Origin of the sequence: Pseudomonas jinjuensis, assembly GCF_900103845.1 — a bacterium.
In the GTDB taxonomy this organism is placed as follows: Bacteria; Pseudomonadota; Gammaproteobacteria; order Pseudomonadales; family Pseudomonadaceae; genus Pseudomonas; species Pseudomonas jinjuensis.
In genome coordinates, this window is sequence record NZ_FNIJ01000014.1 from 160,867 (window position 1) to 186,054 (window position 25,188).

The 25,188-nt window shown below is 66.7% G+C and carries 30 protein-coding genes and 1 pseudogene; 19 read left to right on the plus strand and 12 right to left on the minus strand.

Annotated elements, in window-relative coordinates:
* The first annotated feature begins 64 nt into the window (after window positions 1-64).
* Entirely contained in the window at window positions 65-1,180 is a 1,116-nt protein-coding gene (locus BLR75_RS19535; RefSeq protein ID WP_084312359.1) for an extracellular solute-binding protein, read from the plus strand.
* A 4-nt stretch (window positions 1,181-1,184) separates the two neighbouring features.
* Window positions 1,185-1,949, plus strand: a complete 765-nt coding sequence (locus tag BLR75_RS19540) for an MBL fold metallo-hydrolase (RefSeq protein WP_084312361.1) — start codon at window positions 1,185-1,187, stop codon at window positions 1,947-1,949.
* 100 nt (window positions 1,950-2,049) lie between these two features.
* On the opposite strand, the gene BLR75_RS19545 is transcribed toward BLR75_RS19540, so the two are convergent.
* On the minus strand, window positions 2,050-3,279 hold the full coding sequence (locus BLR75_RS19545; RefSeq protein ID WP_084312363.1) for an OprD family outer membrane porin: 1,230 nt from the start codon (window positions 3,277-3,279) through the stop codon (window positions 2,050-2,052).
* Between the two features lie 216 nt (window positions 3,280-3,495).
* On the opposite strand from BLR75_RS19545, the gene BLR75_RS19550 reads away from it, so the two are divergent.
* The 4 genes from BLR75_RS19550 to BLR75_RS19565 all read left to right on the plus strand — a co-directional run bounded on the left by BLR75_RS19550 (window position 3,496) and on the right by BLR75_RS19565 (window position 8,634).
* Complete coding sequence (locus BLR75_RS19550; RefSeq protein WP_084312365.1) at window positions 3,496-4,383, plus strand: LysR family transcriptional regulator; 888 nt, start codon at window positions 3,496-3,498, stop codon at window positions 4,381-4,383.
* A 94-nt stretch (window positions 4,384-4,477) separates the two neighbouring features.
* Window positions 4,478-5,932, plus strand: a complete 1,455-nt coding sequence (locus BLR75_RS19555) for a YfcC family protein (protein ID WP_371858128.1) — start codon at window positions 4,478-4,480, stop codon at window positions 5,930-5,932.
* A 29-nt stretch (window positions 5,933-5,961) separates the two neighbouring features.
* Entirely contained in the window at window positions 5,962-7,827 is a 1,866-nt protein-coding gene (locus tag BLR75_RS19560) for a CocE/NonD family hydrolase (RefSeq protein WP_084312367.1), read from the plus strand.
* Window positions 7,828-7,965: 138 nt separating this feature from the next.
* Complete coding sequence (locus BLR75_RS19565) at window positions 7,966-8,634, plus strand: TIGR04211 family SH3 domain-containing protein (RefSeq protein WP_084312369.1); 669 nt, start codon at window positions 7,966-7,968, stop codon at window positions 8,632-8,634.
* A 125-nt stretch (window positions 8,635-8,759) separates the two neighbouring features.
* On the opposite strand, the gene BLR75_RS19570 is transcribed toward BLR75_RS19565, so the two are convergent.
* Together BLR75_RS19570 and BLR75_RS26800 are read right to left on the minus strand one after the other, a co-directional pair.
* Entirely contained in the window at window positions 8,760-9,551 is a 792-nt protein-coding gene (locus BLR75_RS19570; RefSeq protein ID WP_084312371.1) for an alpha/beta fold hydrolase, read from the minus strand.
* Window positions 9,552-9,715: 164 nt separating this feature from the next.
* The gene (locus BLR75_RS26800; protein ID WP_169720257.1) at window positions 9,716-9,868 is read right to left on the minus strand and encodes a hypothetical protein; all 153 of its coding nucleotides are present in this window, start codon (window positions 9,866-9,868) and stop codon (window positions 9,716-9,718) included.
* Window positions 9,869-10,015: 147 nt separating this feature from the next.
* On the opposite strand from BLR75_RS26800, the gene BLR75_RS19575 reads away from it, so the two are divergent.
* Window positions 10,016-10,753, plus strand: a complete 738-nt coding sequence (locus tag BLR75_RS19575; protein ID WP_084312373.1) for a metallophosphoesterase — start codon at window positions 10,016-10,018, stop codon at window positions 10,751-10,753.
* 13 nt (window positions 10,754-10,766) lie between these two features.
* On the opposite strand, the gene BLR75_RS19580 is transcribed toward BLR75_RS19575, so the two are convergent.
* Window positions 10,767-11,144: a DUF3509 domain-containing protein gene (locus tag BLR75_RS19580; RefSeq protein ID WP_169720258.1), complete on the minus strand. Its 378-nt coding sequence runs from the start codon at window positions 11,142-11,144 to the stop codon at window positions 10,767-10,769.
* Between the two features lie 165 nt (window positions 11,145-11,309).
* The gene (locus BLR75_RS26805; RefSeq protein WP_169720259.1) at window positions 11,310-11,459 is read right to left on the minus strand and encodes a hypothetical protein; all 150 of its coding nucleotides are present in this window, start codon (window positions 11,457-11,459) and stop codon (window positions 11,310-11,312) included.
* Window positions 11,460-11,614: 155 nt separating this feature from the next.
* Here BLR75_RS26805 and BLR75_RS19590 point away from each other — a divergent pair, with 155 nt between their 5' ends.
* Together BLR75_RS19590 and galU are read left to right on the plus strand one after the other, a co-directional pair.
* Window positions 11,615-12,040, plus strand: a complete 426-nt coding sequence (locus BLR75_RS19590) for a LexA family protein (RefSeq protein WP_169720260.1) — start codon at window positions 11,615-11,617, stop codon at window positions 12,038-12,040.
* 156 nt (window positions 12,041-12,196) lie between these two features.
* On the plus strand, window positions 12,197-13,036 hold the full coding sequence (gene galU / locus BLR75_RS19595; RefSeq protein ID WP_084312380.1) for a UTP--glucose-1-phosphate uridylyltransferase GalU: 840 nt from the start codon (window positions 12,197-12,199) through the stop codon (window positions 13,034-13,036).
* Window positions 13,037-13,248: 212 nt separating this feature from the next.
* On the opposite strand, the gene BLR75_RS19600 is transcribed toward galU, so the two are convergent.
* Entirely contained in the window at window positions 13,249-14,007 is a 759-nt protein-coding gene (locus tag BLR75_RS19600) for an SDR family NAD(P)-dependent oxidoreductase (protein ID WP_084312381.1), read from the minus strand.
* A gap of 113 nt (window positions 14,008-14,120) precedes the next feature.
* Here BLR75_RS19600 and zapE point away from each other — a divergent pair, with 113 nt between their 5' ends.
* Window positions 14,121-15,245, plus strand: a complete 1,125-nt coding sequence (zapE, locus tag BLR75_RS19605) for a cell division protein ZapE (RefSeq protein ID WP_084312383.1) — start codon at window positions 14,121-14,123, stop codon at window positions 15,243-15,245.
* On the opposite strand, the gene BLR75_RS19610 is transcribed toward zapE, so the two are convergent.
* Window positions 15,224-16,249 carry a DNA topoisomerase IB gene (locus tag BLR75_RS19610; RefSeq protein ID WP_084312385.1) on the minus strand — a complete coding sequence of 342 codons (1,026 nt, stop codon included), beginning with the start codon at window positions 16,247-16,249 and terminating at the stop codon, window positions 15,224-15,226. The genes zapE and BLR75_RS19610 overlap by 22 nt on opposite strands.
* Window positions 16,246-16,956: a DUF421 domain-containing protein gene (locus tag BLR75_RS19615; protein ID WP_084312387.1), complete on the minus strand. Its 711-nt coding sequence runs from the start codon at window positions 16,954-16,956 to the stop codon at window positions 16,246-16,248. Before BLR75_RS19615 ends, BLR75_RS19610 begins: the two co-directional genes overlap by 4 nt.
* A 130-nt stretch (window positions 16,957-17,086) precedes the next feature.
* Here BLR75_RS19615 and BLR75_RS19620 point away from each other — a divergent pair, with 130 nt between their 5' ends.
* From BLR75_RS19620 to BLR75_RS19630, 3 genes are all read left to right on the plus strand, one after another.
* Complete coding sequence (locus BLR75_RS19620; protein WP_084312389.1) at window positions 17,087-17,584, plus strand: VOC family protein; 498 nt, start codon at window positions 17,087-17,089, stop codon at window positions 17,582-17,584.
* A gap of 51 nt (window positions 17,585-17,635) precedes the next feature.
* Window positions 17,636-18,574: a class I SAM-dependent methyltransferase gene (locus BLR75_RS19625; RefSeq protein ID WP_084312390.1), complete on the plus strand. Its 939-nt coding sequence runs from the start codon at window positions 17,636-17,638 to the stop codon at window positions 18,572-18,574.
* A gap of 421 nt (window positions 18,575-18,995) precedes the next feature.
* The gene (locus BLR75_RS19630) at window positions 18,996-19,337 is read left to right on the plus strand and encodes an FKBP-type peptidyl-prolyl cis-trans isomerase (protein WP_084312392.1); all 342 of its coding nucleotides are present in this window, start codon (window positions 18,996-18,998) and stop codon (window positions 19,335-19,337) included.
* A 44-nt stretch (window positions 19,338-19,381) separates the two neighbouring features.
* On the opposite strand, the gene BLR75_RS19635 is transcribed toward BLR75_RS19630, so the two are convergent.
* Window positions 19,382-19,849 carry a YbaK/EbsC family protein gene (locus BLR75_RS19635; protein ID WP_084312394.1) on the minus strand — a complete coding sequence of 156 codons (468 nt, stop codon included), beginning with the start codon at window positions 19,847-19,849 and terminating at the stop codon, window positions 19,382-19,384.
* 216 nt (window positions 19,850-20,065) lie between these two features.
* Here BLR75_RS19635 and BLR75_RS19640 point away from each other — a divergent pair, with 216 nt between their 5' ends.
* Entirely contained in the window at window positions 20,066-20,491 is a 426-nt protein-coding gene (locus BLR75_RS19640; RefSeq protein WP_084312396.1) for a YciI family protein, read from the plus strand.
* Between the two features lie 17 nt (window positions 20,492-20,508).
* Window positions 20,509-20,922 (plus strand): VOC family protein, encoded by a 414-nt coding sequence (locus tag BLR75_RS19645; RefSeq protein ID WP_084312398.1) that lies wholly within the window; start codon window positions 20,509-20,511, stop codon window positions 20,920-20,922.
* Window positions 20,923-21,096: 174 nt separating this feature from the next.
* On the opposite strand, the gene ppnP is transcribed toward BLR75_RS19645, so the two are convergent.
* Window positions 21,097-21,378, minus strand: a complete 282-nt coding sequence (gene ppnP, locus BLR75_RS19650) for a pyrimidine/purine nucleoside phosphorylase (RefSeq protein ID WP_084312400.1) — start codon at window positions 21,376-21,378, stop codon at window positions 21,097-21,099.
* Window positions 21,379-21,454: 76 nt separating this feature from the next.
* Complete coding sequence (locus BLR75_RS19655; RefSeq protein WP_084312402.1) at window positions 21,455-22,006, minus strand: 3'-5' exonuclease; 552 nt, start codon at window positions 22,004-22,006, stop codon at window positions 21,455-21,457.
* Window positions 22,007-22,105: 99 nt separating this feature from the next.
* Between BLR75_RS19655 and BLR75_RS19660 the strand changes: the two genes are divergently transcribed.
* Window positions 22,106-22,978 (plus strand): NAD(P)-dependent oxidoreductase, encoded by an 873-nt coding sequence (locus BLR75_RS19660; protein WP_084312404.1) that lies wholly within the window; start codon window positions 22,106-22,108, stop codon window positions 22,976-22,978.
* Between the two features lie 271 nt (window positions 22,979-23,249).
* On the opposite strand, the pseudogene BLR75_RS19665 reads toward BLR75_RS19660, so the two are convergent.
* Window positions 23,250-23,360, minus strand: a pseudogene (locus tag BLR75_RS19665) (DMT family protein); the annotation flags it as partial.
* Between the two features lie 137 nt (window positions 23,361-23,497).
* Here BLR75_RS19665 and BLR75_RS19670 point away from each other — a divergent pair.
* The 3 genes from BLR75_RS19670 to BLR75_RS19680 all read left to right on the plus strand — a co-directional run.
* Window positions 23,498-23,752: a YkgJ family cysteine cluster protein gene (locus tag BLR75_RS19670; protein WP_084312408.1), complete on the plus strand. Its 255-nt coding sequence runs from the start codon at window positions 23,498-23,500 to the stop codon at window positions 23,750-23,752.
* Window positions 23,753-23,884: 132 nt separating this feature from the next.
* Window positions 23,885-24,496 (plus strand): START domain-containing protein, encoded by a 612-nt coding sequence (locus BLR75_RS19675; RefSeq protein WP_090416129.1) that lies wholly within the window; start codon window positions 23,885-23,887, stop codon window positions 24,494-24,496.
* A 273-nt stretch (window positions 24,497-24,769) separates the two neighbouring features.
* Window positions 24,770-25,188 (plus strand): electron transfer flavoprotein subunit beta/FixA family protein (locus BLR75_RS19680; RefSeq protein WP_139207048.1); only part of this gene is annotated, 419 nt, incomplete at its 3' end.

A 25,188-nucleotide genomic window follows, 5' to 3' on the forward strand; every position in this document is an offset into this window, starting at 1 on the left:
ATTGTTTGATGCGGGCAGGGGGCCAACAATCGTCTGGCCAATCCAACAAGAGGCTTGTTCGCCGATGAAAAGCTCCCTTTCTTCCCTGCTCCCCATCCTCGGTTCGGCGCTGCTGCTGGCCGCCGGCACGCTCCATGCGGCCGACGCCCAGCGCACGGTGAGCCTGTACGGCTGGGCCGACTACATCGCCCCGGAAACCCTGGCGCGCTTCGAGAAGCAGACCGGCATCAAGGTGCAGTACGACACCTTCGACAGCGCCGACATGCTCGAAGCGAAAATGCTGACCGGAGGCAGCGGCTACGACGTGGTCATCCCCGGCATCGCCATGCTCGACCGGCTGATCCACGCGAAAGCGTTGCAGCCATCGGGCATGCAGAGCTATGCGCAGGTCGGCGACTACGACCCGCAACTGCTCTCCCAGCTCGCGGCGGTCGACCCCGGCAACGCCCATGCCGTGCCCTACGCCTGGGGCACGACGGGCCTGGCGTTCAACCGGGAGGCGGTCGAGAAGCGCATCCCGGATGCGCCGCTGGACAGCTTCGACCTGCTGTTCAAGCCGGAATACGCCAGCAGGCTGAAGGACTGCGGCATCGCCATCGTCGATTCGCCGCAGGAAGTGCTCAGCATCGCGCTGCACTACCTGGGCAAGGACGCCTACAGCAAGAATCCGGACGACCTCGCGGAAGTCCGGAAACTGCTCGCCCAGCTGCGCCCCAACCTGCGCTACATCGCCTTCGGCAAGCAGGCCAGCGACCTGGCGAACGGCAATATCTGTCTCGCCCTGACCTACAACGGCGATGCCGTCGCTGCGCGCAACCAGGCACAGGCAGCGGGCAAGAACTTCACCATCGACTACCGGATTCCCAGGGAAGGCACCCTGGTCTGGGTCGATACCCTGGCGATTCCCGTCGATGCGCCGCATCCCCGGGAAGCCAGGGACCTCATCGAGTTCCTCACCAGCGCCGAGTCGATGGCGGAGCTGACCAACAGCATCTACTACGCCAATACCAACCTGGCGTCGGCCGGCAAGGTGACGAAGGAACTGCGCGAGAGCCCGATCCTGTTCCCGCCGGAAGAGGTGCGCAGGACGCTGTTCGGCGAGGAGCCGCTGCCGAGGAAGACGTTGCGCGAGCGGACCCGCACCTGGGCCAGCTTCAGGACGAAGGTGAGCGGGGACTGATGCCATGACGCTCAAGGTCGCCGACCACTGGTTCGACAGACGGACCTTCTCCGATGGCATCACCCTGCTCTGGGAGCCCCACGTGCATCCGATGCTGCGCTGCAACATCTGGCACGTGTCCGGGAGGGAGCGGGACCTGTTCGTCGACACCGGCATGGGTGTCGGCAGCCTGCGCCAGGCTGCCCGGGACCTGCTGCAGAAGCCCGTCACGGCGGTCGCCACCCACAGCCATCTGGATCACATGGGCGGCCTGCACGAGTTCGACTGCCGGCTGTGCCATGCGGCCGAGTCGGCGGCATTCGCCCAGCCCAACCCGCATGACCGGCTGGTGCTCGACGAGGATCACTGGCTGGCGCTGTACATGCCGGACCTCGGGCCCGAACGGCTGATCATCGATGCGCTGCCCCATGCCGGTTTCGATCCGGCTGCCTGGACCCTGCAGCCGGCGCCGCCGACCGGCTTCCTGCGCGACCACGACGTGCTCGACCTGGGCGACCGCCACTTCGAGGTGCTGCACCTGCCCGGCCACTCGCCGGGGAGCATCGCCCTGTTCGAGGAGGCCACGGGCACGCTGTTCTCCGGCGACGTGATCTACGACGGGGAGCTGCTGGCGGACATCCCGGGCGCCTGCCTGGACGACTACGTCAGGTCCCTGGAGCGCCTGCGCGAGCTGCCGGTCCGGGTCGTCCACGCGGGGCACGAGGGCAGTTTCGGCAGGGCGGCTCTTCTGGAAATGATCTCCACCTGCCTGGCCGCCTGGAGGGCATGACGGCCCGGCGCCCCCGCGAACGGACGCGCGGGGGAGCCGGGCTTCAGGTGAAACCGCGGGGCTGTGGAAATAAAAAGGAGGGATGAAGCAGGGGAGAGAACTACCAGAGGGCGAATGTGTAGCTGAAGTAGAGCCGGTAGTTGTCGCGGTCGGCGGCATAGGTGGAGCGCGAAACCGAGTGGCGCAGTTCCGTGCCCAGTCCCCTGAGCGGACCGCCCTGGACCACGTACTTGAGGTTGGTGTTGGTTTCGTGCTCCCTGGCCGCCTGGTCCTTGTACACGCCGTGGTCGCCCTTGTAGTAGCGGACCATCAGGCTCAGGCCGGGGATGCCCTGGGCGGCGAAGTCGTAGTCGTAGCGCAGCATCCAGGTCTGCTCCTCGGCCTGGATGAACTTGCTCACCGACGCGTTGCTGAACGAGTAGAGGGTGCTGCCGCTGGCATAGGGCAGGGCGGTGTCGCCCCAGAGCTTCTGGTAGCCGAGGCCGATGGCGTGGCCGCCGAGGGTGTAGGTGAACAGGCCGCTGAACATGTCCGCATCGACCTCGCCGTTGCGCGCGGCGCCGGCATCGCTGCTCATGAAGTAGCGCAGGTCGCTGGTCAGGGAGCCGATTTCCAGCGGCTGGCGATGCACCATGCCGAAGAACTGCTGGCGATAGAACTCGCGCATTTCGCCGTAGTAGCTGGTGAAACTGAGTTGCTTGCTCGGTGTGAAGGTCGCCCCGGCGAAGTCGAAATCGGTCCCTTCGTTGCCCGTGTAGCCCTGGGGAAAGATGTCGACGCTGTCGGTGGAGTTACGTGCCTTGAACTGGTTGAGGTGGCCGGCGTGCAGGTACAGCCGGTCGAAGCCGCGGTACTCCACCTGGGTGCCGCGGAAGGTCTGCGGCAGCAGGCGGCCGTCGTTGTAGACCAGCACGGGAATCTTCGGCAGCAGGGTACCGGACTTGACCAGCAGGTCGTCGAAACGAGCCTTGGCGGTGATCCCCAGGCTGCCGAATTCCTTCGCCGCGCGGCCGTCGTCGTGCACCGGCAGCAGGCCGGTGCCTTCGCGTCCACGCCCGGAATCGAGGCGTACGCCGGACAGGCCCAAGGCATCGAGGCCCAGCCCGAGGCGGCCCCGGGTGAAACCGGACTGCAGGTCGAGCAGGAAGCCTTGCGCCCACTCCCGACGGTCGTCGCCGCCGTCGCGGTAGCCGTCATTGAAGTAGTAGTTGCGCAGGGTCAGGCGACCCTGGGCGTCCTCGACGAAACCGGCCGCCTCAAGGCCGGAAGGAAGGGCGCATCCGGCCAGGCCGAGGTAGGCCATGACGCCGGTGGTGGTGAACGCTCGCATGAATGACTCCTCTGCTGGCTCTTGTGTTGTTGTGGCAGCGGGAAAGCGGGAACCGGACCCGTGGGATGAGGCTGCCGCACAGGGCAACCCGCTGGACGCGGTCGCGATTCGCGGCAGACACTAACGGCCCCGAACGGGCGCCACAACGATATGAGCGATGCGCATTGGGCTATGCGTCCGGCGCGTCGCAGTCGCCAACCGAGAGAGGAGCGAGCGGTGAATCTGAAGCAGTTGGAGGCCTTCCTGGCCATCATGGAAACCGGCTCGACCATCGGCGCAGCGACGCGCCTGGGCCTGTCGCAGTCGGCGGTCAGCCGGCTGCTCGGGCAACTGGAGGAGCACCTGGGCTTCGCCATGTTCCTGCGCCGCAAGGGGCGGCTGATGGTGACCCCGGAGGCGGAAGCCTTCCTCCCCGCGGTGAGCGACCTGGTGGACCGCCTGCAGCGGGTCCAGCGCCTGGCCGACGACCTGCGCCACGGCAGCTCACAGCGGACCCTGCTCAAGGTCGGCGTGCCCAACAGCATGGCCCAGCACCGCCTGCCGCCCATCGTCGCGAGCTTCCTGCGGGAGCATCCCGACGTGGTGATCGAGCTGCTCAGCGGCGGCTACGACACGCTCGAACGCGCCGTGCTGGATCGCGACGTGGATTTCGCCTTCGTGCGCCTGCCCACCGAGCTGCAGGGCTTCGAGGTGATTCCGCTGCTGGAGGCGGAGGGTGTCTGCGTGCTGCCCGAGGGGCACCCGCTGTGCGCGAAGGACGAGATCCATGCCGCCGACCTGCGTGGCCAGCCACTGGTGCTCCTGGGGCGGCAGCGCAACCTGCGCCATGAGCTGGAACTGACGTTGCGCCGCGCCGGCTTCGCGCCGCAGGTGCGGGTCGAGGTGCATTCGGTCGGGGCCGCCTGCAGCTTCGTCGCCGAAGGCATCGGGCTGTCGATCATCAACAGCCTGCTGGCCAGCGACTTCTCCCACCTGCCCATCGTCACGCGGCCCTTCCGGCCGCTGCTGTCCTACTCCTTCGGCCTGGTCTTGCGCAGCGACGTGCCGCCCTCGCTGGTCAGCCGCAACTTCGCCGAGCACCTGTGCGAGGCGCTCGGCGCATAGCCTTACCCGCTTCGCGCATAAGATTGTGGGGCTCTCCGGCGTTGTTCTAGTGTTCGCTCCGCTTTACCGGCAGACCATAAAAACAACTCGAGGGCTGAACATGCCAACCGTCCATCAACACCTGGGTGACCCGACACCCGCCAGCACAGCGCAGGATTCCACCGGTTCCCGGAAGAGCACTCCGGTCAACCCGGCGATCATCCTGCTGGTGATCGTGCTGCTGGCCGTCTTCCTGACCTACGTGGTCGATTCCGGCACCTTCCGCCGCGACGGCATCGCGGTGGTTCCCGGTTCCTTCGCCACCCTGGAGAAGGACAGTTCCATCAGCCAGCTGTGGTCGTTCGAACCACGCAGCAAGGACGATGCGGCGACCCGTCCGGTGTCCCTGGGCGAGGCGTTCATGGCGATTCCCCAGGGCATCGAGAAGCGCGCCGGACTGATCTTCATGGTGCTGTTCATCGGCGGCATGTTCGGCGTGCTGAACAAGGTCGGCACCATCGAACTGGGCCTGGAGCGATTGCTCGGCATGACGCGGGGCAACCTCTACGTCCTGGTGCCCTGTCTGATGCTGATGTTCTCCGCCGGCAGCACCTTCATGGGGCTCGCCAAGGAATACATCCTCATCGTTCCGCTGATGGTCGCCATGGCCAATCGCATGGGCCTGCCGAACATCATCGGGCTGGCCATAGTCGCGATCTCGGTGAAGGTCGGCTATCTCGGCTCGATCTCCAATCCGGTGGTGCTCGGCGTCGCCCAGCCGCTGGTCGGCCTGCCGGTGTTCAGCGGGCTTTCCATGCGCGTGGCGACCTACCTGGTGTTCCTGCTGGTGTCCATCGCCTTCGTCCTCTACAGCATCCGCAGGCTGGGCTTCAGCGGCAGCGCCCAGTTCGACTTCCAGGCCGCGCCGCTGGGCCTGCGCCACGGTTCGATCCTGCTGGCGCTGGCGGTCGGCATCGGCTTCCTGGTGTATGCCTCCAACCGCTGGCACTGGAAATACCCGGAACTGTCGGCCTACTACCTCGCCCTCAGCGTGGCATTCGCCGGCCTCGCGCGACTGGCGCCGAGTGACGCCGCGGCGGCCTTCGTCGACGGCATGAAGAAGGTGCTGATGGCCGGCGTGCTGATCGGCCTGGCGACGGCGGTGGAAATCATCCTCAGCACCGGGCAGGTTCTCGACAGCATCGTCCAGGGCTTGTCCTCGCTGATGGGCGACCACGGTCCGCTGGTTTCCGCCTACGGCATGTTCTTCGCCCAGCTCGGCCTGGACGTGCTGATCCCTTCCACCTCGGGGCAGGCGGCCGTGACCATGCCGATCTTCGGTCCCCTCGGCCAGCTGTCCGGGGTCAGCGCGCAGAGCACCGTCTATGCATTCCTGCTTGGCAACGGCCTGACCAACCTGATCACGCCGACCTCCAGCGGCCTGCTGGTCCTGCTCGCCACCGCCCAGGTCGGCTGGGGGCAATGGGCGCGCTTCGTGCTGCCGCTGTTCCTGGTCTTCCTCGTGATCGCCCTCGTCCTGCTCAGCATCGCCGTATCCATCGGCTACTGAGCCCGTTCCACCGACTTCGAGCGTTACCCATGCAGATACTCAAGGACCGCATGGTCAGGATGCGCGACGGCGTGCGCCTGGCCACCGACATCTATTTGCCCGCCGTTGGCGCAGGCCCCTGGCCGGTGGTGATCGAGCGCACGCCGTACGACAAGAGCAAGCCCTCGCGCTCGGAAAGGCGCCTGGACGGCCGCCACCTGTCGCGCGAGGACATGGCGCTGAAGCTCACCGAAAGGGGTTTCGCCGCCGTGTTCCAGGATTGTCGCGGGCGGCATGGCTCGGAAGGGCACTTCATCAAGTACGTCAACGAGGGGGCGGACGGCTACGACAGCCTGGCCTGGATCGTCGAGCAGCCCTGGTGCGATGGCCGGGTAGGCAGCATGGGGCTGTCCTATGCGGCCCATACCCAGTTGGCGATGGCCTGCCTCGCCCCACCCGGGCTGTGCACCATGGTGCTGGACTCCGGGGGCTTCGCCGACGCCTACCAGTGCGGCATCCGCCAGGGCGGGGCGTTCGAGCTGAAGCAGGCCACCTGGGCGTTCAAGCAGGCCAAGGAAAGCCCGGCAGCCAAGGCCGACCCGGCGCTGCGCGCGGCGCTGGAGGCCGAGGACATCCGCGCCTGGTTCGCGCGCATGCCCTGGCGCCGCGGCGACTCGCCGCTGCGGCAGGTTCCCGAGTACGAGGACTACCTGTTCGAACAGTGGGAGCGCGGCGACTTCGACGATTACTGGCAGCAGTTGGGCATCTATGCCAAGGGCTTCTACTCGCGGATCCCGGACATGCCGATCCTGTTCATGTCCAGCTGGTACGACGCTTACGTCAGCTCCACGCTGGACAACTACCTCGGTCTCAGCGCCGTGCACGAGAGCCGCCACTGCCTGGTGATGGGGCCTTGGCTGCACGGTGACCGCAACATCAGTCACAGCGGCAACGTCGAGTTCGGCCCGGCGGCGAACTTCGACGGCAATATCGCCGGGGACTGGCTGGCCTGCCGCATCGACTGGTTCGAGACGCATCTCGCCGGGCGCCCGGGCGCAGGGCTGGCGGCGCCAGTGCAGGTGTTCCTGATGGGCGGCGGCAGCGGCCGGCGAACCGCGGAGAACCGGCTGGACCATGGCGGGAAATGGATCGGCGCCGAGAGCTGGCCGCTGCCCGGCAGTCGGCCACTGGAGCTCTATCTGACGGCCGCCGGCGAGTTGCACGAGGAACCGCCGGCCGCTGACGGGGCCACCCTTGGCTATCGCTTCGATCCGGACGATCCCGTGCCGACCATCGGTGGGGCGTTGACCTCGGGCGCGCCGGTGTTTGCCGGCGGGGCCTTCGACCAGGTGGATGCGCCAGGCTTCTTCGGCACCCGCGGTACGGGGCGTCCCCTGAACGAGCGGCCCGATGTGCTCAGCTTCAGCACGCCGCCGCTGGAACACGATCTCCTGGTGGCCGGGCCGGTCACGGTCGAGCTGTGGGTGGAGAGCGGCTGCCCTGACACGGACTTCACCGCCAAGCTGCTGGATGTCTATCCGCCCAGCGAGGACTACCCCGAGGGCTACGCCATGAACCTCACCGATGGGATCTTCCGCTGCCGCTACCGCAACGGCTGGAGCGAGCCCACGGCCATTGTTCCGCACCAGCGCTTCCGGGTGACGATCGAGCCGTTCGCCACCTGTAACCTGTTCCGCAAGGGCCATCGCCTGCGCCTGGAGATATCCAGCAGCAATTTCCCCCGCTTCGACGTCAATCCCAACAGCGGCGAGGCGCCCGGGCAGGCCCAGCACAAGCGGGTGGCGCGCAACACGCTGCATCTGCACGCGGAAGCGGCTTCCCGGCTGCGGCTGGTGGTAGTGCCGGCCGAGGCTTCGCCCGGGCACCATCCGTCCCGTTCCGCTTGCCCGCAGTGAACTCCAACGGGCCAACCGCTGTCTGTCAGCGGTCGGCCCTCCGGCACGGACCGCTCCGATCGCGCTCCTGTCTTCGCCTGGCCGGCGTCAATCGCGCCCGTGACGCGGGTCTCGTTCCATTGCCATGTGAAGATCGCCATGTCCTTATCCCTTCGTTTCCCCGCCTGTGTTTCTCCGCTCCAGCCCCGAGCCCTCGCGGCCTGCCTGTTGGGCGGCCTGCTGATGGCCGGAGTCCCGGCGCAGGCCGAGGAGGCCGCCGGCAACGTGCGCTGGGTGAGCGACAGCCTGACCACCTACGTGCGCAGCGGCCCGACCGACGGGCACCGCATCGTCGGCACGCTGGCCTCGGGGCAGAAGCTGGAATTGCTCGGCAGCCAGGGCGACTACAGCCAGGTGCGCAGCGAGAGCGGCAAGACCGTGTGGATTCCGACCCGCGACCTGCAGGAAGTCCCCGGCAAGGCCGAGCGCCTGCCGGAGCTGGAAAGGAAGGTGGCGGAGCTGACCAGCGAACTGGAAGGCATCAACGACAGCTGGAAGACCCGTGTGCAGGGCATGCAGGAGACGCTGGACTCGCGCAAGGCACTGATCGACGAACTGCAGGCGGCGCGCAAGGCGCTGGACAGCGAGCTGAACGAGGCCCGCTCCGAACTGCGCGAAGTGCAGGCGCAGCTGGGCGACGAGAACAAGCATGTGCTGATGCGCTACATGGTCTACGGCGGCAGCATCGCCGGCGCCGGGCTGTTCCTCGGCCTGATCCTGCCGACCATGCTGCGGGTGAAGCGCAAGCGCAACGATCAGTGGATCTGAGCGGGGAGAGGTCTCCGCCAAACCGTAGGAGCGGGCCATGCCCGCGACCGGTCGCGCCCAGTTTCGTAGGGTGGATGAGGCTTTTTTCATCCACCGTTGCCGCGTGCCTGCGCCAACATGGTGGATCACGCACCAATGAATCGCGTCACCGCCTCCAGCACCCGCTCCGCCATCTCGCGATGCGGAACGTGGTGGCAATCCTGCAGGATCAGCGATTCGCGACGGCCTGCCGCCAGCGCGGCGATGCGTTGCGGGTGCACCAGCGAGCCGTATTCGTCCTCGGCGCCGTGGATCACCAGCAGCGGGCAATCCACGGCCGGCACCATGCGCTCCAGCGTCCAGTCGGCGAACTCCCCGGACAGCCAGGTTTCCGTCCAGGCCGCCAGCACCCAGCCGGCCTTGTCGCCGTGGTACTTCTCCAGGCGCGCCATCTGCCCCGGCTGGGCGAACTCGTCGCGGGCCTGGCGGATGCCGTCCAGCGTCCGGTCCTCCACGAACGCCTGCGCCGACTCGGTGACCAGCGCCCGGCACGCCTGCGGATACAGCGCTGCGCAGGTCGCCGCCATGGCGCCGCCGACGCTGTGGCCGAAGGCGATGAAGCTGGCGATGTCCAGCTGCTCGCGCAGCAGCGGGAAGAAGCGTTCCGCCTCGGCGCGGATGAAGTCCGCCGACCACCCGCCCGAATAGCGATCGGAATGGCCGAAGCCGAGCCGGTCGTAGGCGATCACGTCACGCTGGGTCGCAGCCGCGAGCTGTTCGGGAAAATCCCGCCACAACTCCACGCAGCCCAGGGAGTCGTGGAACAGCACGATGGGCTCATGGCCGGCCACATCGGCGTCCGGCCGCCAGCGACGGGCGAACATGCGGCCATGGGGTGTTTCGATCCAGTGGTCTTCTCGGCTGATGGGGCAGGGCATGGGGCTTCTCGTTGTCGGTGGGTCCATGTGCCGGGCTTCCGGCGCAGGGGTTAGCTCAACAGATTGCCGGCATGCAGTCCACCTTGCGGGGCAGGAACCTTCCCCCGAGGGCCGGAAAGAAAGAGCCCGGCATTGCGCCGGGCTCTTTCTTTCCTGAACGTCATTCAGTAACCGCCGCCTCCACCCATCGGCTGGCGTTGCTGCGAGCTGCCACCATCACCGCCGTCACCACTGCCACCGCTGTAGTCATTGCAGGATGAACCGCCGAGGGCGATCGCCAGGGCGAGCATGAACACGGGTATCAAGTGCCTGAGCATCCGGGTTCTCCTGTTTCGTGAGCCAATTGCATCGGACGCTCGCCGGGGGACGCGCGGTCTTGCAGCGGGGAACCCGCGGGCGGCGTCAGGCGTAGTATGGATCCGTCAGGTGTGGTCCGCGCGAGTGGGATCGCGGGAGGTGGCGGCATGGCCAGGTTCGGGCATTTTCCGGCGAACCGGAGGGGGCGCGATATCGCCGTCGGCGATATCCACGGCCACTTCACGCGGCTGCGTGGCGTCCTCGGAGTGGCCGGTTTCGATCCGGCCGTCGATCGCCTGTTCTCGGTCGGCGACCTGGTGGATCGCGGCCCGGAATCGGGCGAGGCCCTGGAGTGGCTGGACCAGCCGTGGTTCTTCCCGGTGCAGGGCAATCACGAGGATTTCGCCATCCGCTATGCCCTGGAGGGACGCGCCGACGCGGCCACCTACGCAGCCAATGGCGGCCAGTGGTTCATCGACCTGCCGGAGCGCGAGCAGCGCCGGATCGCCCTGCGTCTTGCCGAGCTGCCACTGGCCCTGGAGGTGGAAACCCCGGATGGACTGGTCGGGCTGGTGCACGCCGACTGTCCGCTGCGCAGCTGGGACGACCTGCGCCTGGCGCTGACCAGCCCGGACATGCCGAGGCGCCTGTTCGAGCAGGTGAAGATGATCTGCCAGTGGTCGCGGGAACGCATCTACACGGCGGATGAGCGGGTGGTCGCCGGGGTGAGGGCGGTGGTGGTCGGGCACACGCCGATCCAGGCGCCGGTGGTCCTCGGCAACGTCCACCATATCGATACCGGCGGCTGGCTGGATGACCGCCGCGGGCATTTCACCCTGATCGACCTGCGCACCCTGCAGATACTGCCGACCACGACGGAAACCGCCCACGGGCGGGCCGCCTGAGCCGCCCGCCCGGTCATTGGACCGCGGCAGCGGTCGCCTGGGCCCTGGCCCGCAGCTTCGCCCCCGCGCGGACGATACGCCGCTTGCGCAGGGGCGGATTGCCTTCGAGGAAACTCTGCAGCTCGATGTGCTTCTTGAAATGCTCGGCATCGCTGTCCTGCAGCGGTCCCTCGCGGGTGGCGATATCCCTGTGGATGCGTTCCACCAGGCCCTCCAGCAATTCCGGGTTCCGTTGTTCCTCGGAAGTGATGACACGGCACAGGACGCAGGCACCCGTCGCGTCGTTCAGGGTGACCAGCAGTCGGCCGTCGGGGCGCGGTGCGAACAGGAGCTGGAATTCGTGGAACTGCTGGGTCAGGAAATCGGTGACTGGCAGTTGGCTGGAGAGCATCGGGTTTCTCCGGTTGGATTGCTGATGCTTTTCCATTGCAGCAGCCATACCAAACCGGGACGGAAGGGAAAACGTTGAAAATCAGCAGGTTGCCGTTTCGCTTGGGCGACTGAAGCATGCAATTTGCACGATCGGCCGCGAAATGCACGGCAACTTGCATCGAGATCAGTGCGGGACGGGAGTGCGTTGCGGCTCGGTCCTGGCCTTGTGCAGACGCACCTTGCGGCGGTGCACGCGAAGCAGGGCCCACAGGGTGACGGCCGCCAGCAGCAGCCAGCCAAGGATGAGGAGTGTGACGAATGTTCCGGGATTCATGCTGATAGCCCTCGCCCCGGTAAGGTTAGCCCAGCGCAATGCCCGGACAACGCTTCCAGCCGAGTGGTTGCAGTTGGCCGGCTGCGAGTGGCTTGCCGGCTGCCGATTCTTCTGTTATCTGTATGAATATACAGTATTCGTGCAGGTATTCCATCATGACCGCTACCTCATGCTTCATGCCCGGCTCCGGCGCGGCCGTCCTGTCCCGCCACGCGCATTCCCTGATGGCGGCGCCCGACCAGCCACGCCCGCAGGACGGCGTTTCCCTGGATGCGCTGCTGGAACTGCACAACTCCCATACGTGCATAGTCCGCGCACATGGCGACGGCATGACAGGCGCGGGAATACACGACGATGACCTGCTGGTGGTGGACCGCTCGGCGCTGGCCTGCGCCGGGGAAGTGGTGGTCGCGGCGGTGAACGGCGAGCCGATGGTGCGGCGCCTGGGCATCCTCGATGGCGCCTTCGCCCTGCTGGCGGCGAACGACCGCTACCCGCCGATCCGCATCGCCGAGGGCGACAATTTGTCCATCTGGGGCGTGGTCCGCTGGAACCTGCACCGGCATCTGGCGGGAGAGTGAGGGAACTCCGGCGGAAATGGATAGAACCGGCTGCGGACTCGCTTGTCTGATGCCAGGGCCCGCGCTGGCCAAAGGATGGCGCGGGCATTGCTAATGCGGACTCCGCCTGACTAGACTTCGCGCACCTCGTACAGCTGTCCCACCTGAAGGACTCCCATGATCAAGAAATGTCTGTTCCCGGCCGCCGGCTACGGCACTCGCTTCCTCCCTGCCACCAAGGCGATGCCCAAGGAAATGCTGCCGGTGGTCAACAAGCCGCTGATCCAGTATGCGGTTGAAGAAGCCCTGGAGGCCGGCCTGTCGGAAATCGGCATCGTCACCGGTCGCGGCAAGCGCGCCCTGGAAGACCACTTCGACATCAGCTACGAGCTGGAAACCCAGATTCGCAACACCGACAAGGAGAAGTACCTGGTCGGCATCCGTCGCCTGATCGACGAGTGCACCTTCTCCTACACCCGCCAGGTCGAAATGAAGGGCCTGGGCCACGCCATCCTCACCGGCCGCCCGCTGATCGGCGACGAGCCGTTCGCCGTGGTCCTGGCGGACGACCTCTGCCTGAACCTGGAAGGCGACAGCGTCCTCAAGCAGATGGTCAAGCTGTACAACCAGTTCCGCTGCTCCATCGTGGCCATCCAGGAAGTGCCGCCGGAAGAGACCAACAAGTACGGCGTGATCTCCGGCGAGATGATCCGCGACGACATCTTCCGCGTGAACAAGATGGTCGAGAAGCCGAAGCCGGAAGAGGCGCCGTCCAACCTGGCGATCATCGGCCGCTACATCCTGACCCCGGACATCTTCGAGCTGATCGAGCAGACCGAGCCGGGCAAGGGCGGTGAAATCCAGATCACCGACGCCCTGATGAAGCAGGCCCAGGACGGCTGCGTGCTGGCGTACAAGTTCAAGGGCAAGCGTTTCGACTGCGGCAGCGCCGAGGGTTACATCGAGGCGACCAACTTCTGCTACGAGAACCTGTACAAGACCGGCAAGGCGCTCTGAGCCCGATCGCTGGGAAAAAGCCACCTTCGGGTGGCTTTTTCGTTTGGAATGCCCGGCGCAGAACCCACTGCAGGAGCGAGCTTGCTCGCGAACGGGATATCCAGCCGCACACCGCGCTTCGTTCGCCAGCAAGCTGGCTCCTGCGCCTGAGATCGCCGGTTGGCACGAAATGCATCCCGGTGCCGATGCTCAAAGGGGGAGAGGAACTCCCGTCAGAGGAATATCCCCCCGGCCACCTCGATGCGCTGGCCGTTGATCCAGCGGGTGCCGTCGGCGAGCAGGGCGGCGATGGCGCCGCCGACGTCGTCCGGCACGCCCACCCGCCCCAGGGCGGTTCCCGAGGCGATCTGCCGGTTCATCTCGGCATCGTCGCGCACCACGCCGCCGCCGAAGTCGGTCTCGATGGCGCCGGGTGCAAGCACGTTCACCGTGATGCCGCGCGGGCCGAGTTCCTGGGCCTGGTAGCGGGTCAGCACCTCCATGGCGCCCTTCATCGCGCCGTAGGCGGCGAAGCCGGGCAGCGAGAAGCGCGCCAGGCCGCTGGAGACGTTGAGGATGCGGCCGCCGTCGGCGATCAGCGGCAGCAGCTTCTGGGTCAGGAAGAACGGACCCTTGAAGTGAATGGCGAGGAGCTGGTCGAACTGCTCCTCGGTGGTTTCGGCGAAGGGCGCGTTGATGCCGATGCCGGCGTTGTTGATCAGGAAGTCGAATTCCGGGCAGCCGAAACGGTCGTTGAGCACCGACGCCACCTGATGGACGAAGTCGGTGAAGCTCGAACTGTCGCCGACGTCCAGCGCCAGCATGGCGGCGCGGGCGCCGAGCTTCTCGATCTCCGCGGCGGTGGCGCGGGCCTCGTCGGCCTGGCTACGGTAGGTGCCGATGATGTCGACGCCCTGGGCGGCCAGATGCAGCGCGGCGTTGCGGCCGAGGCCGCGGCTGGCGCCGGTGATGAGTGCGATCTTGCGGGTCATGGCGGGTCCTCCTGCGGGCCTGGGAAATTCAGCTTAGCAACGCCGGGCGGAGTATCCGGTAAGCTGTGCGTTTTTTACCCGCGGCCGCAGCCGCAGATGGATTACCGCGCTCGATGACCAGTGCCCTCACCGATCTTTCGCCCCTGGCCGCCTACCGGCATGCCGTGGATGTTCTCGGCTTCGCCCCCGATTCCGCGCAGCTGCACGCCGCCACGCTGCTGGAGCAGTGCCAGTTGGCGCTGCACCGTGGCGAAAAGACGACCGGCGTCTACCTCTGGGGACCGGTGGGGCGCGGCAAGACCTGGCTGATGGACCGCTTCCACCAGAGCCTGCGGGTGCCCGCCCGGCGCCAGCACTTCCATCACTTCATGCAATGGGTGCACCGCCGCCTGTTCCAGCTCACCGGCACCGCCGACCCGCTGCGCGCGCTGGCCCGCGAGCTGGCGGAAGAGGTGCGGGTGCTGTGCTTCGACGAGCTGTTCGTCAACGACATCGGCGACGCCATGCTGCTCGGCGGCCTGCTGCAGGCGATGTTCGAGCAGAACGTGGTGATGGTCGCCACCTCCAACCAGCCGCCGGAACAGCTGTATGCCGACGGCTTCAACCGCCAGCGCCTGCTGCCGGCCATCGCCGCCATCGAGCAACACATGCAGGTGGTTTCGGTGGATGGCGGGCAGGATCACCGCCTGCATCCCGGCGCCGCGCTGCAGCGCTATTTCGTCCGGCAGGCCGGAGCGCCAAGTGCGCTGCCGGCGCTGTTCGGGGAACTCTCGGCGGAGGCCGGCAGCAGCGAGCCGCTGCGGCTGGCGCATCGCTCCATCGAGGTGGTGCGGCGCAGTAGCGATGTACTGTGGTGCCGTTACGCCGACCTCTGCGAGCAGCCGCTGGCGGCGGCGGACTTCATCGAGCTGTGCGACCGCTTCCGCAGCATTCTTCTCGGCGAGGTGCCGAACCTCAGCGCCGCCCAGCGCGAGGGGCGCATCGCCCGCGGCACCGAGGATGGCGTCGAGCGGGTGGTGGCCGGCGACCGCGAACTGCCGCAGCTGTCGCCCCACGACGACGGCGTGCGCCGCTTCATCGCGCTGGTCGACGAATGCTACGACCGCAAGGTGCCGCTGTACGTCGAGGCCGCCGTGCCGATGGACGAGCTGTACACCCGGGGCTACCTGGAATTTCCCTTCCGCCGCACTCTCAGCCGCCTGCGCGAGATGCAGCTTCAGCGTTTCGGGCAGCGCTGACGGAGGAAGGCCAGCAGGGTCGCTTCCTCGCTGCTCAGTCCCTTGCGCCGCCGCGCCTTGCGCAGGCCGGCCAGTTCGCCGGCGAGAAAGGCCTCGATGATCGCCGGATGGATGTAGCACTTGCGGCAGATCGCCGGCGTGTTGCCCAGTTCGGCGGCGACCAGGCCGACGATTTCCGCCAGTTGCCGGCCGGCCGTGGCGCCGTCGGCGCAGCGCCGCTTGCGGCAAAGCTCCAGCGCCAGGGCGCTGCCGGCCCAGGTGCGGTAGTCCTTGGCGGTGAAATCCTCGCCGGCGTGCTGGCGCAGGAAGTCGTTGATGTCGCCGGAGCCGAGCGGGCGGCGCTGGCGCTGTTCGTCCAGGTACTGGAACAGCTGCTGGCCGGGCAGTTCCAGGCAGCGGCGGAGAATCCGCGCCAGCCGCGGGTGGGAAATGCGGACGCTGTGCTTCACGCCGCTCTTGCCGCGAAAGGCGAAGCGGATGGTGCTGCCGGACACGTCCACGTGCCGGTTGCACAGCGTGGTCAGGCCGAACGACCGGTTGTCCCGGGCGTAGCGGCGGTTGCCGATGCGGATCAGGGTGTTGTCGAGCAGCGCTACCACAGTCGCCATCACCTTCTGCCGGCCCAGCCCCGGCTCCGCCAGATAGCCGTCGATCCGCCCGCGCAGCCCCGGCAGCGCCTCGCCGAAACGCAGCAGGCGCTCGTACTTGGCGGCGTCGCGGAGCTCGATCCAGCGCGGATGGTAGCGGTACTGCTTGCGCCCGCGGGCGTCGCGGCCGGTGGCCTGCAGGTGGCCGCAGGGATCGATGCAGATCCATACCTCGCGGTAGGCCGGCGGGATCGCCAACTGGTCGATGCGGGTGATTTCCGCGGCTTCGCGGATGCGTTCGCCGCTCGGCTGGAAGTAGACGAAACGCCCGCGCAGCTTGCGCCGGCGGATGCCGGGCGTGCGGTCGTCGACGTAGCGCAGGTCGGCCGGCAAACCGGCTGGAATCTCATCGTTCATGGAAGAGCGCGGGCGGAAGAGGGCCGATACGGCTGCTGCAGCGCCTTCGACCAGCGCGCGTTGCCGCAGCGCGAGCAGTTGTGGCGCCCGGCTTCGAGCTGCTGCGGCAGGCCGCAGTATTCGCAGGCGTAGAGGCCGCTTTCCTGAACTTCGACGTGGCACGGCCGCAGTTCGCGGGGCAGCACCGAGAGGCCGGGGCGCAACTGGTCTTCGCTGAAGAAATACAGGCTGACGTCGCCGTTCACTTCGAGAATGCCCAGGCGCACCTGGCCGAGATGCTCGACGTTGTGGCTGCGCAGCTCCATGAAGAATTCGTCGGCGGAGATGTTGTGCCGCTCCAGTGCCCCGGTGTCGTACAGCCCGTCGCGGATGATCACCACCGGCTCGCCTTCCAGCCAGGCGCCGAACGGCGCGTGGCGCTCCATCAGCCAGGTGGTCAGGCGGTAGAGCAGCAGCAGGCCGGCGACCGCCACCAGCACCACCAGCAGCGGGACGTCCTCGTAGAGCACCACGTCGCCGGCCGCCGAGCCGAGGGTGAGGATGGCCAGGATCTCGAACAGGGAAATCTGCCGCACGCCGCGCCGGCCGGACATCTTCAGGAAGGCGAACACCACCAGGAAGGCGAACGCCACGCGCAGCAGCACCTCGCCGAGGAACAGCGGCGGAAACTGGTCGAGAAGGATTCGTTGCCAGTCGAACGGAGTCATCAGCCGGCCCCTGCGGCATGCCTATGGCGATAGACCCGCCGCGCTTGTGGCTGGTTCGTCCGATCTTTCCGGCGGTCGGCGACGTCCGGCCTAGACTTGTCGGGCCATGGCCTTCAGTGGAGAAGCGACAATGTCCGTCCAGCGAATCAGCGCCTGCCTGTGGTTCGACGACCAGGCCGAACAGGCGGTCGGGTTCTACATCGGCATCTTTCCCAACTCCCGCGTGCGGCGCGTCAGCCACTATGGCGAGGTGGGCCGCGAACTCCACGGCAGGCCGCCGGGCTCGGTGATGACCGTCGACTTCGAGCTGGACGGCGTGGCCTTCACCGCGCTGAACGGCGGGCCGGTGTTCAGCTTCAACGAGGCCGTCTCGCTGCAGGTGAACTGCGAGACCCAGGCGGAAATCGATCATTACTGGGACCGGCTTTCCGCCGGCGGCGACCCGGCCGCGCAGCAGTGCGGTTGGCTGAAGGACCGCTTCGGTCTGTCCTGGCAGATAGTGCCGGCGGCGCTCGGCACGATGGTCGCCGACGGCGATCCGGAAAAGTCCCAGCGCACCATGGCGGCGCTCCTCGGCATGAAGAAGCTGGACCTGCAGGCGCTGCAGCGCGCCTACCAGGGCAACTGATCGTCCGCAGTGCGGGTAGAATGGCGCGCTTCGTTCCAGTGACAGTCCGCCATGAACCCGCAAGCCCTCGCCATTCTCCAGCAGCACCTCATTTCTGCCCTCGAAGCCCCGCCCGTCGAAGCCCGCCGCCTGTTCCATGGCCGCGGGCGGCGCTGGGAGGGGCTGGAGCACCTGACCGCCGACTGGCTGCAGGGCGTGTTGCTGGTGTCGCTGTTCAGGGAACCCGCGGCCGGTGAACTGGCTGCGCTGCAGGCCATGCTCCGTGCGCTGGGCGAAACGCCGGCCTGGCAGGGCAGCGGCGCGCATTCGCTTCTGCTCCAGCACCGTTATCTGCCGGACAGCACGACCGAGTACCTGCTCGGCGAGCCGATCGACCAGTGCGTGATCAGCGAGGACGGCCTGCGTTTCCTGCTGGACCTGGGGCGCAAGCAGAACAGCGGCCTGTTCCTCGACATGCGCTACGGCCGTCGCTGGGTCCGCGAGCATGCGCGTGGTGGCCGGGTGCTGAACCTGTTCGCCTATACCTGCGGCTTCTCCGTCGCCGCCATCGCTGGCGGCGCCGAGCACGTGGTCAACCTTGACATGGCCCGCGCCGCGCTGACCCGCGGCCGGGAAAACCACCGGCTGAACGGCCACGACCTGGAGCGGGTGAGCTTTCTCGGCCACGAGTTGTTCAAGTCCTGGGGCAAGGTCAGGAAGTCCGGTCCCTACGACCTGGTGATCGTCGACCCGCCGTCGTTCCAGAAGGGCAGCTTCGCGCTGACCCAGGACTACCGGAAGATCCTCCGCCGCCTGCCGGAGCTGCTCAGCGAGCGGGGCAGGGTGCTGGCCTGCGTGAACGACCCGGGCGTCGCCCCGGATTTCCTCATCGACGGCATGGCCGCCGAGGCGCCGGAGCTGGCGTTCGTCGAGCGCCTGGAGAACCCGCCGGAGTTCGCCGACGTCAGCGCGGACAGTGCGTTGAAGGTGATGCTGTTCGCCCGAACGTAGGGCGGGTGCAACCCGCCAGCATATAGACATGGTTCCAACAAGGAGCACGCCGAACCCTGTAGGAGCGAGCTTGCTCGCGAACGCTCTTGCTTGACTGCAGACGCGCCGAGGCGATGGGAACGGGACGATATGGCGGAGACGGCAGCATAGGGGCAGAGAGAGGTTCGCGAGCAAGCTCGCTCCTACGAGGTGGAAAACGCTTCGCGTTTTTCACCCTACAACTGCCCGAATCGGCCGCTTCGCTGTAACCAGCCTGTCATCCGCCAGCGGCATACTGATCCCAGCTGAAGGATCAGCGCCCAAGGCACAAGGCCCGCATGATGCGGGCCTTGTGCTTTTTCGTTTGTCACGCCACGCGATTCCTGCGAAAAACGCAGCCCCGGCAGCCACTCAGGGTCTGCCGCATGCAGGAGAGAAGCGCATGAGCAGCGAATTGCAGATCGAAGACATCGTCGTGGGCGACGGCAAGGAAGTGGTGAAAGGCGCGCTGATCACTACGCAATACAACGGCTTCCTCGAAGATGGCACCAAATTCGACTCGTCCTACGATCGCGGCCGGCCCTTCCAGTGCGTCATCGGCACCGGCCGGGTGATCAAGGGCTGGGATATCGGACTGATGGGCATGAAGGTCGGCGGCAAGCGCAAGCTATTCGTGCCGGCGCACCTGGGCTATGGCGAACGCCAGGTGGGGGCGCACATCAAGCCGCACTCCAACTTGGTCTTCGAGATCGAGCTGCTGGAAGTGCTGACCCGCGACGACTGATGTCGTTTGGGTATCGGCGGGTTGCACCCGCCACGCTATTCCGCTCAGGCGATTTCCTGGCAGACGTCCACCCAGCTCGCCTCGACCAGCGAGGCCAGGCGCTCCGGCTCGATGCGCACGGCGCTGTGCAGGGCGCCGGCGGCCGGCAGCACCTGGTCGAAGGCGCGCAGCGAGACATCGCAATACACCGGCAGCGGCGTCGCCAGGCCGAACGGGCAGACGCCGCCCACCGGATGGCCGGTCAGCTCCGCCACTTCCTCCGCCGCCAGCATGCGCGCCTTGGCGCCCAGCGCTTCCTTCAGCTTGCGGTTGTCCAGCCGCGCATCGCCGCGCGCGACCACCAGCACGGTGCGTTCGCCGACGCGCAGGGACAGGGTCTTGGCGATCCGCCCCGGCTCGACGCCATGGGCTTCGGCGGCCAGGGCGACGGTGGCGGTGCTGGTGTCCAGTTCGATGATGTCGATGTCGGGGGCCTTTTCGGCGAAGAAGGCGCGAACCGATTCCAGGCTCATGGGGCAGGTTCCTTGATTCCAGGCGAGCCGCTGACTGTAGGAAATCGACGCAGGCCTTGTCCAGACGCTTCGCCGGAGTTTGGCCTATCCTCATTGGCTCATGTCCGGGACCGCGATGGATGACCGGCCGTCGAGGAACGCTCGCCTGCTTGTCGATTCGCAGCATTCCGGTTCGACCATCTGGCAGAGCCACGACAACCACAGCAGGAGGACGACATGCGCTTCATGGTGATAGTCAAGGCCACCGCCGATTCGGAGGCCGGCGTCATGCCCGACGAGAAGCTTCTCGCCGCGATGGGCGCCTACAACGAGGAGCTGGCCAGGGCCGGCGTGATGCTGGCCGGCGAGGGGCTGCAGCCGAGTTCCAGAGGGGCGCGGGTGAGATTCTCCGGCGACCGCCGCGAGGTGATCGATGGCCCGTTCGCCGAGACCAGGGAGCTGATCGCCGGCTTCTGGATATTCCAGACCGCGTCGCTGCAGGAAACCATCGACTGGGTGAAACGCTGCCCGAATCCCTTCCACGGCGAATCGGAAATCGAAATCCGCCAGATCTTCGAGGCGGAGGATTTCGGCGAGGAATTCACCCCGGAGCTGCGCGAGCAGGAAGAGCGCATCCGCCAGCAGATCTCCGGCAAGTCCTGATAGAGAGGAGTAGCGCGATGTACATGAATGCCTATCTGACGTTCGACGGCAAATGCGAGGAGGCCTTCCGCCTCTATGCCCGGGTCCTGGGCGGCGAGTTGCCGCTGATGATGCGTTTCAGCGACGCCCCGGAGGACATGGGCATCCCGGAGGCGGAGCGGCAGCGCATCATGCACGTGCGCCTGCAGGTCGGCGACCAGGTGCTGATGGGTTCGGATACCTGCCAGGGCATGCCCTACGAGGGCATCAGGGGCGTCTCGGTGTCGGTGAACGTCGACAGCAAGGCCGACGCGAAACGCATCTTCGACGGCCTGGCCGAGGGCGGCAAGGTGACCATGGCGCTGGAGAAGACCTTCTGGGCGGCGCTGTTCGGCGCGCTGGAGGACCGTTTCGGCGTGGCCTGGATGATCAATTGCGAGCATGACCGCTGACGTTCCTGCGTTCGGACGCGAAGAAACGTGGGGTGGATGAGGTTTTTTTCATCCACCCTTGCGAGGGACGGTGGATCGATGGAGCTGATCCACCCTACGCATGCCCTGGCGGCGGGTTAGGGAAGCCAACAAAAAAACCGGCCATCAGGCCGGTTTTTTCGTTCCCGCTCCGTCTCAGCGGTATTCGCAGAGATAGGCGGTGTCCTGGGCGACCTTCAGCTGGAACTTGCTGTTGGCCGGCACGGTGAAGTTGGAGCCGGCGGCGAAGGTTTCCCAGTTGTCGCTGCCCGGCAGCTTGACGGTCAGGGCGCCGGCGACGACGTGCATCACTTCCAGCTGGCTGGTGCCGAATTCGTATTCGCCGGGGGCCATCACGCCGATGGTGGCCGGGCCTGCGGCCATTTCGAAGGCGATGGATTTCACGGTGCCGTCGAAGTACTCGTTGACCTTGAACATGGGGCTCTCCTGGGAGGGGGCGAAAAAAGGGCGGCCAGTATGCACAAGCGAACCGGCATCGTCACTACAACGGGGATCAGCCGCAGGCGGGCAGGGCCAGCGGCAGCAGGCGGGCGGTATTGCGGGCATCTTCCAGGGCGCGGTGCTGCTGGCCCTGGAACTTCAGGCCGGCCAGCTGCAGGGCGGCGTTGAGGCCGACCGGGCGCTTCAGTTGGCGGGCTTCGGCGAAGCGCTGCTTGAGGTTGACGTGGCGCACACGGCACAGCTGGCTGCACAGGTTCTGCCGGCGCCACTCCTGTTCCAACTGGCGGCGGTCGTAGTCGCCCCAGCTGGCCCAGCCCGCCAGGCACTGGTTGTGCCGCGCCAGCCAGTGTTCGAACTGCGGCCACACCGCACACAGCGGCTCGGCGGCGTCGACGTTGTCCTGGCTGATATGCGTCAGTTCGCGGCAGAAGGTGGTCAGCACGGGGCGCCGCTGCGGCCGCACGAAGCGCTGGAAGTGGTCCAGCTCGCGGCCGTCGTCCTCGCTGACCAGGGTGGCGCCGATCTCGATGATTTCCATTTCCTCGACGGGCCACCCGCCTTCTTCGGTGGTGGCTTCAAGGTCGATTACCAGCCAGTGGGGCATGGGTTTGTCCTCGATTTGCCAAGCAGTATGGAAGGCCTTTCCGGGCTCGGCAAACCGCTGTGCTAGGCTTCGCGGCTGATTCTGAAGGGAGTGCTGGCCATGGCGAAAATCGCTTTCATCGGCCTCGGCACCATGGGCTATCCCATGGCCGGGCATCTGCAGGGCAAGGACCACCAGGTCTGCGTCTACAACCGCACCCGCGCGCGGGCCGAGCAGTGGGTGGCGGAGCATGGCGGCAGTCTCGCGGAGACGCCGCGGGACGCCGCCCGCAACGCCGAATTCGTGATGTGCTGCGTGGGCAACGACGACGACCTGCGCAGCGTGGTGCTCGGCGAACACGGCGCGCTGGCCGGCATGCGCCCCGGCAGCGTGCTGGTCGACCACACCACCGCCTCGGCCCAGGTCGCCCGCGAACTGGGCGTACTGGCCGCCGAGCGCGAGCTGGGCTTCCTCGATGCGCCGGTATCCGGCGGGCAGGCCGGCGCCGAGGGCGGGATTCTCACGGTGATGGCCGGCGGCGAGGCGGAGTTTTTCCAGCGCGCCGAGCCGGTGATCGGCGCCTATGCGCGGATGATCCGCCTGATGGGGCATGTCGGCAGCGGCCAGTTGACCAAGATGGTCAACCAGATCTGCGTCGGCGGCCTGCTGCAGGGATTGTCCGAGGCGCTGCATTTCGCCCAGTGCTCGGGACTCGACGCCAAGGCGGCGATGGAAGTCATCAGCAAGGGCGCGGCGCAGTCCTGGCAGCTGGAGAACCGTCACCAGAGCATGCTGGAAGGTCGTTTCGACTTCGGTTTCGCCGTGGACTGGATGCGCAAGGACTTCGGCATCCTGCTCGACGAGGCGCGGCGCAACGGCGCGCAGTTGCCGGTGACGGCGCTGGTCGACCAGTTCTACGCCGAGGTGCAGGCGGCCGGGGGAGGGCGCTGGGATACGTCCAGCCTGATCACGCGGTTGAAGGTGCGGGATTGAGCGGAGATGGAGGACATCCGCCTCGCGGATTCCATCCCGCGGCTCGCGTCCCCGTAGGAGCGGGCCATGCCCGCGACCTGTCCAGATGTAGGGCGAATGAAGCGGAACGCTTCATCCGCCGATAACGCCACGCCGATGGGATGGCGGATAGCGCTGGCGCGTTATGCGCCCTACCCGGATGCCGCATCGAGCTGTAGGAGCGGGCCATGCCCGCGACCGGCCCAGTGCAAAAGCGTCGAGCTCTCCCGCAAAGAGCCAGCCGAACGGCGGCTCAGGCGCGGAAAATGAAATACACCGCGCCGACCATGCACAACCCCGCCCACAGGTAATCCAGCTTCAGCGGCTGCTGCATATAAAGGACGCTGAACGGCACGAACAAGGCGGGCAGCCTAATGCCTGCCGGCGCCTTTCGCCAGGGTCCCGACGTGCAGCGCTTGGCGGCGTGCCCCGCCGGCATTATTCTCGCCACCCGCATCGCCCGGAGCGGTGCGGATCGTCAAGCGAGAGAGTCTGCCAGACATGCAATGCCGAGCCGGTTGCGGCGCCTGCTGCATCGCACCTTCCATTTCCTCCCCCATCCCGGGCATGCCGCAGGGCAAGCCGGCGGGCGTCCGCTGCGTGCAGCTGGACGACGACAACCTCTGCCGCATCTTCGGCCAGCCCGAGCGGCCGGCCGTCTGTTCCGCCTTCGATGCCGACGCCGAAAGCTGTGGCGACAGCCGTGAGGCCGCCTTGCGCATCCTCACCGAGTGGGAACGCCTCACCGCCGCCTGACTGCTTGGAAGTCCGCCGATCTGCAGCCATACTTTCGCCGTCCCTGACCGGAAACCCGTTCAGGGTCACGGAGTGTGCAAGGATCGGGCCTTTGGCCACGATCCGGATAACCATAAGCAGAGGAAGAACTACATGCGTGGCGTTTTGCGAATGACCCTGGTGGCAGCCGCCGTCATTGGCCTGTCGGGTACCGCCGTGGCGGAGGACTGGCAGCTGGCGAAGGACGAGGACGGCATCAAGGTCTATCTGAGCAGCGTCCCCGGCTCCAAGTACAAGGCCTATCGCGGCGTGGTCGACATCAAGGCCGACGTGCAGGCCATCAATGCCCTGCAGGAGGACGTGGCGGGTTCCTGCAAGTGGATCCACGCCTGCGCGGAAATGCGCCTGGTGAAATCCGAAGGCCCCGGCGACAACTGGACCTACTCGAAGATCGACATGCCCTGGCCGGTGACCGGACGTGACGTGGTGATCCACGTGACCACCGAGAAGACCGCCGACGGCACCCTGATCCGCCACATGAAGGCCGACCCGAAGGCCGTGCCCGCGGTGCCGGGGCAGATCCGCGTGCCCAAGCTCGAAGGCGAGTGGCGGCTGGTGCCGAAGGGGCCGGGCGTGACCGAAGTGACCTACCAGGTGCAGACCGAGCCGGGCGGCAGCATTCCGTCCTGGCTGGCCAACAGCTTCGTGGTCGATGCGCCGATGAACACGCTGAAGAACCTGCGCAGCACCGCAGAGAAGCGCTGACGCCGCCTCTCTCCAATCCCCCTCTCTCCCGCAAGGGGAGAGGGCGATGCCCCATCCCCCTCCATGGTTTTGCCAATCGGAAAATTCCCTTCCCCTTGCGGGGATTAGCCGCTTACTACGCAAGAATACCCCTAGGGGCTACTCCATTCGGGTGGGGATTTATGGAAAGCGATGGGTTAGCGTTGGAAACCTTTCGCGTCGGCTGTGCGCGACGCGGAGCGTCAAGTCCCCTTGGTTCCGGGCCGAATGGCCCGGTCTTTTTCGGAGTACCCCATGAAAATCCTGGTCGCTGTAAAGCGCGTGGTCGATTACAACGTCAAGGTTCGCGTAAAGGCGGACAACTCTGGCGTGGACCTCGCCAACGTCAAGATGTCGATGAACCCCTTCTGCGAAATCGCCGTTGAGGAAGCGGTACGCCTGAAAGAGAAAGGCGTGGCCACTGAAATCGTCGCCGTCTCCGTCGGCCCGAACGCCGCCCAGGAACAACTGCGTACCGCCCTGGCCCTGGGCGCCGACCGCGCGATCCTGGTCGAGTCCAACGACGAACTGAGCTCCCTGGCCATCGCCAAGGCGCTGAAGGCCGTTGTCGACAAGGAACAGCCGCAGCTGGTCATCCTCGGCAAGCAGGCCATCGACAGCGACAACAACCAGACCGGCCAGATGCTGGCTGCGCTGTCCGGCTACGCCCAGGG

Coding starts and splice junctions, on each gene's coding strand:
- BLR75_RS19535 (WP_084312359.1), top strand. CDS start 65: ATGAAAAGCTCCCTTTCTTCCCTGCTCCCCATCCTCGGTTCGGCGCTG.
- BLR75_RS19540 (WP_084312361.1), top strand. CDS start 1,185: ATGACGCTCAAGGTCGCCGACCACTGGTTCGACAGACGGACCTTCTCC.
- BLR75_RS19545 (WP_084312363.1), bottom strand. CDS start 3,279: ATGCGAGCGTTCACCACCACCGGCGTCATGGCCTACCTCGGCCTGGCC.
- BLR75_RS19560 (WP_084312367.1), top strand. CDS start 5,962: ATGCAGATACTCAAGGACCGCATGGTCAGGATGCGCGACGGCGTGCGC.
- BLR75_RS19565 (WP_084312369.1), top strand. CDS start 7,966: ATGTCCTTATCCCTTCGTTTCCCCGCCTGTGTTTCTCCGCTCCAGCCC.
- BLR75_RS19570 (WP_084312371.1), bottom strand. CDS start 9,551: ATGCCCTGCCCCATCAGCCGAGAAGACCACTGGATCGAAACACCCCAT.
- BLR75_RS26800 (WP_169720257.1), bottom strand. CDS start 9,868: ATGCTCAGGCACTTGATACCCGTGTTCATGCTCGCCCTGGCGATCGCC.
- BLR75_RS19575 (WP_084312373.1), top strand. CDS start 10,016: ATGGCCAGGTTCGGGCATTTTCCGGCGAACCGGAGGGGGCGCGATATC.
- BLR75_RS19580 (WP_169720258.1), bottom strand. CDS start 11,144: ATGCTCTCCAGCCAACTGCCAGTCACCGATTTCCTGACCCAGCAGTTC.
- BLR75_RS26805 (WP_169720259.1), bottom strand. CDS start 11,459: ATGAATCCCGGAACATTCGTCACACTCCTCATCCTTGGCTGGCTGCTG.
- BLR75_RS19590 (WP_169720260.1), top strand. CDS start 11,615: ATGACCGCTACCTCATGCTTCATGCCCGGCTCCGGCGCGGCCGTCCTG.
- galU (WP_084312380.1), top strand. CDS start 12,197: ATGATCAAGAAATGTCTGTTCCCGGCCGCCGGCTACGGCACTCGCTTC.
- BLR75_RS19600 (WP_084312381.1), bottom strand. CDS start 14,007: ATGACCCGCAAGATCGCACTCATCACCGGCGCCAGCCGCGGCCTCGGC.
- zapE (WP_084312383.1), top strand. CDS start 14,121: ATGACCAGTGCCCTCACCGATCTTTCGCCCCTGGCCGCCTACCGGCAT.
- BLR75_RS19610 (WP_084312385.1), bottom strand. CDS start 16,249: ATGAACGATGAGATTCCAGCCGGTTTGCCGGCCGACCTGCGCTACGTC.
- BLR75_RS19615 (WP_084312387.1), bottom strand. CDS start 16,956: ATGACTCCGTTCGACTGGCAACGAATCCTTCTCGACCAGTTTCCGCCG.
- BLR75_RS19620 (WP_084312389.1), top strand. CDS start 17,087: ATGTCCGTCCAGCGAATCAGCGCCTGCCTGTGGTTCGACGACCAGGCC.
- BLR75_RS19625 (WP_084312390.1), top strand. CDS start 17,636: ATGAACCCGCAAGCCCTCGCCATTCTCCAGCAGCACCTCATTTCTGCC.
- BLR75_RS19630 (WP_084312392.1), top strand. CDS start 18,996: ATGAGCAGCGAATTGCAGATCGAAGACATCGTCGTGGGCGACGGCAAG.
- BLR75_RS19635 (WP_084312394.1), bottom strand. CDS start 19,849: ATGAGCCTGGAATCGGTTCGCGCCTTCTTCGCCGAAAAGGCCCCCGAC.
- BLR75_RS19640 (WP_084312396.1), top strand. CDS start 20,066: ATGCGCTTCATGGTGATAGTCAAGGCCACCGCCGATTCGGAGGCCGGC.
- BLR75_RS19645 (WP_084312398.1), top strand. CDS start 20,509: ATGTACATGAATGCCTATCTGACGTTCGACGGCAAATGCGAGGAGGCC.
- ppnP (WP_084312400.1), bottom strand. CDS start 21,378: ATGTTCAAGGTCAACGAGTACTTCGACGGCACCGTGAAATCCATCGCC.
- BLR75_RS19655 (WP_084312402.1), bottom strand. CDS start 22,006: ATGCCCCACTGGCTGGTAATCGACCTTGAAGCCACCACCGAAGAAGGC.
- BLR75_RS19660 (WP_084312404.1), top strand. CDS start 22,106: ATGGCGAAAATCGCTTTCATCGGCCTCGGCACCATGGGCTATCCCATG.
- BLR75_RS19670 (WP_084312408.1), top strand. CDS start 23,498: ATGCAATGCCGAGCCGGTTGCGGCGCCTGCTGCATCGCACCTTCCATT.
- BLR75_RS19675 (WP_090416129.1), top strand. CDS start 23,885: ATGCGTGGCGTTTTGCGAATGACCCTGGTGGCAGCCGCCGTCATTGGC.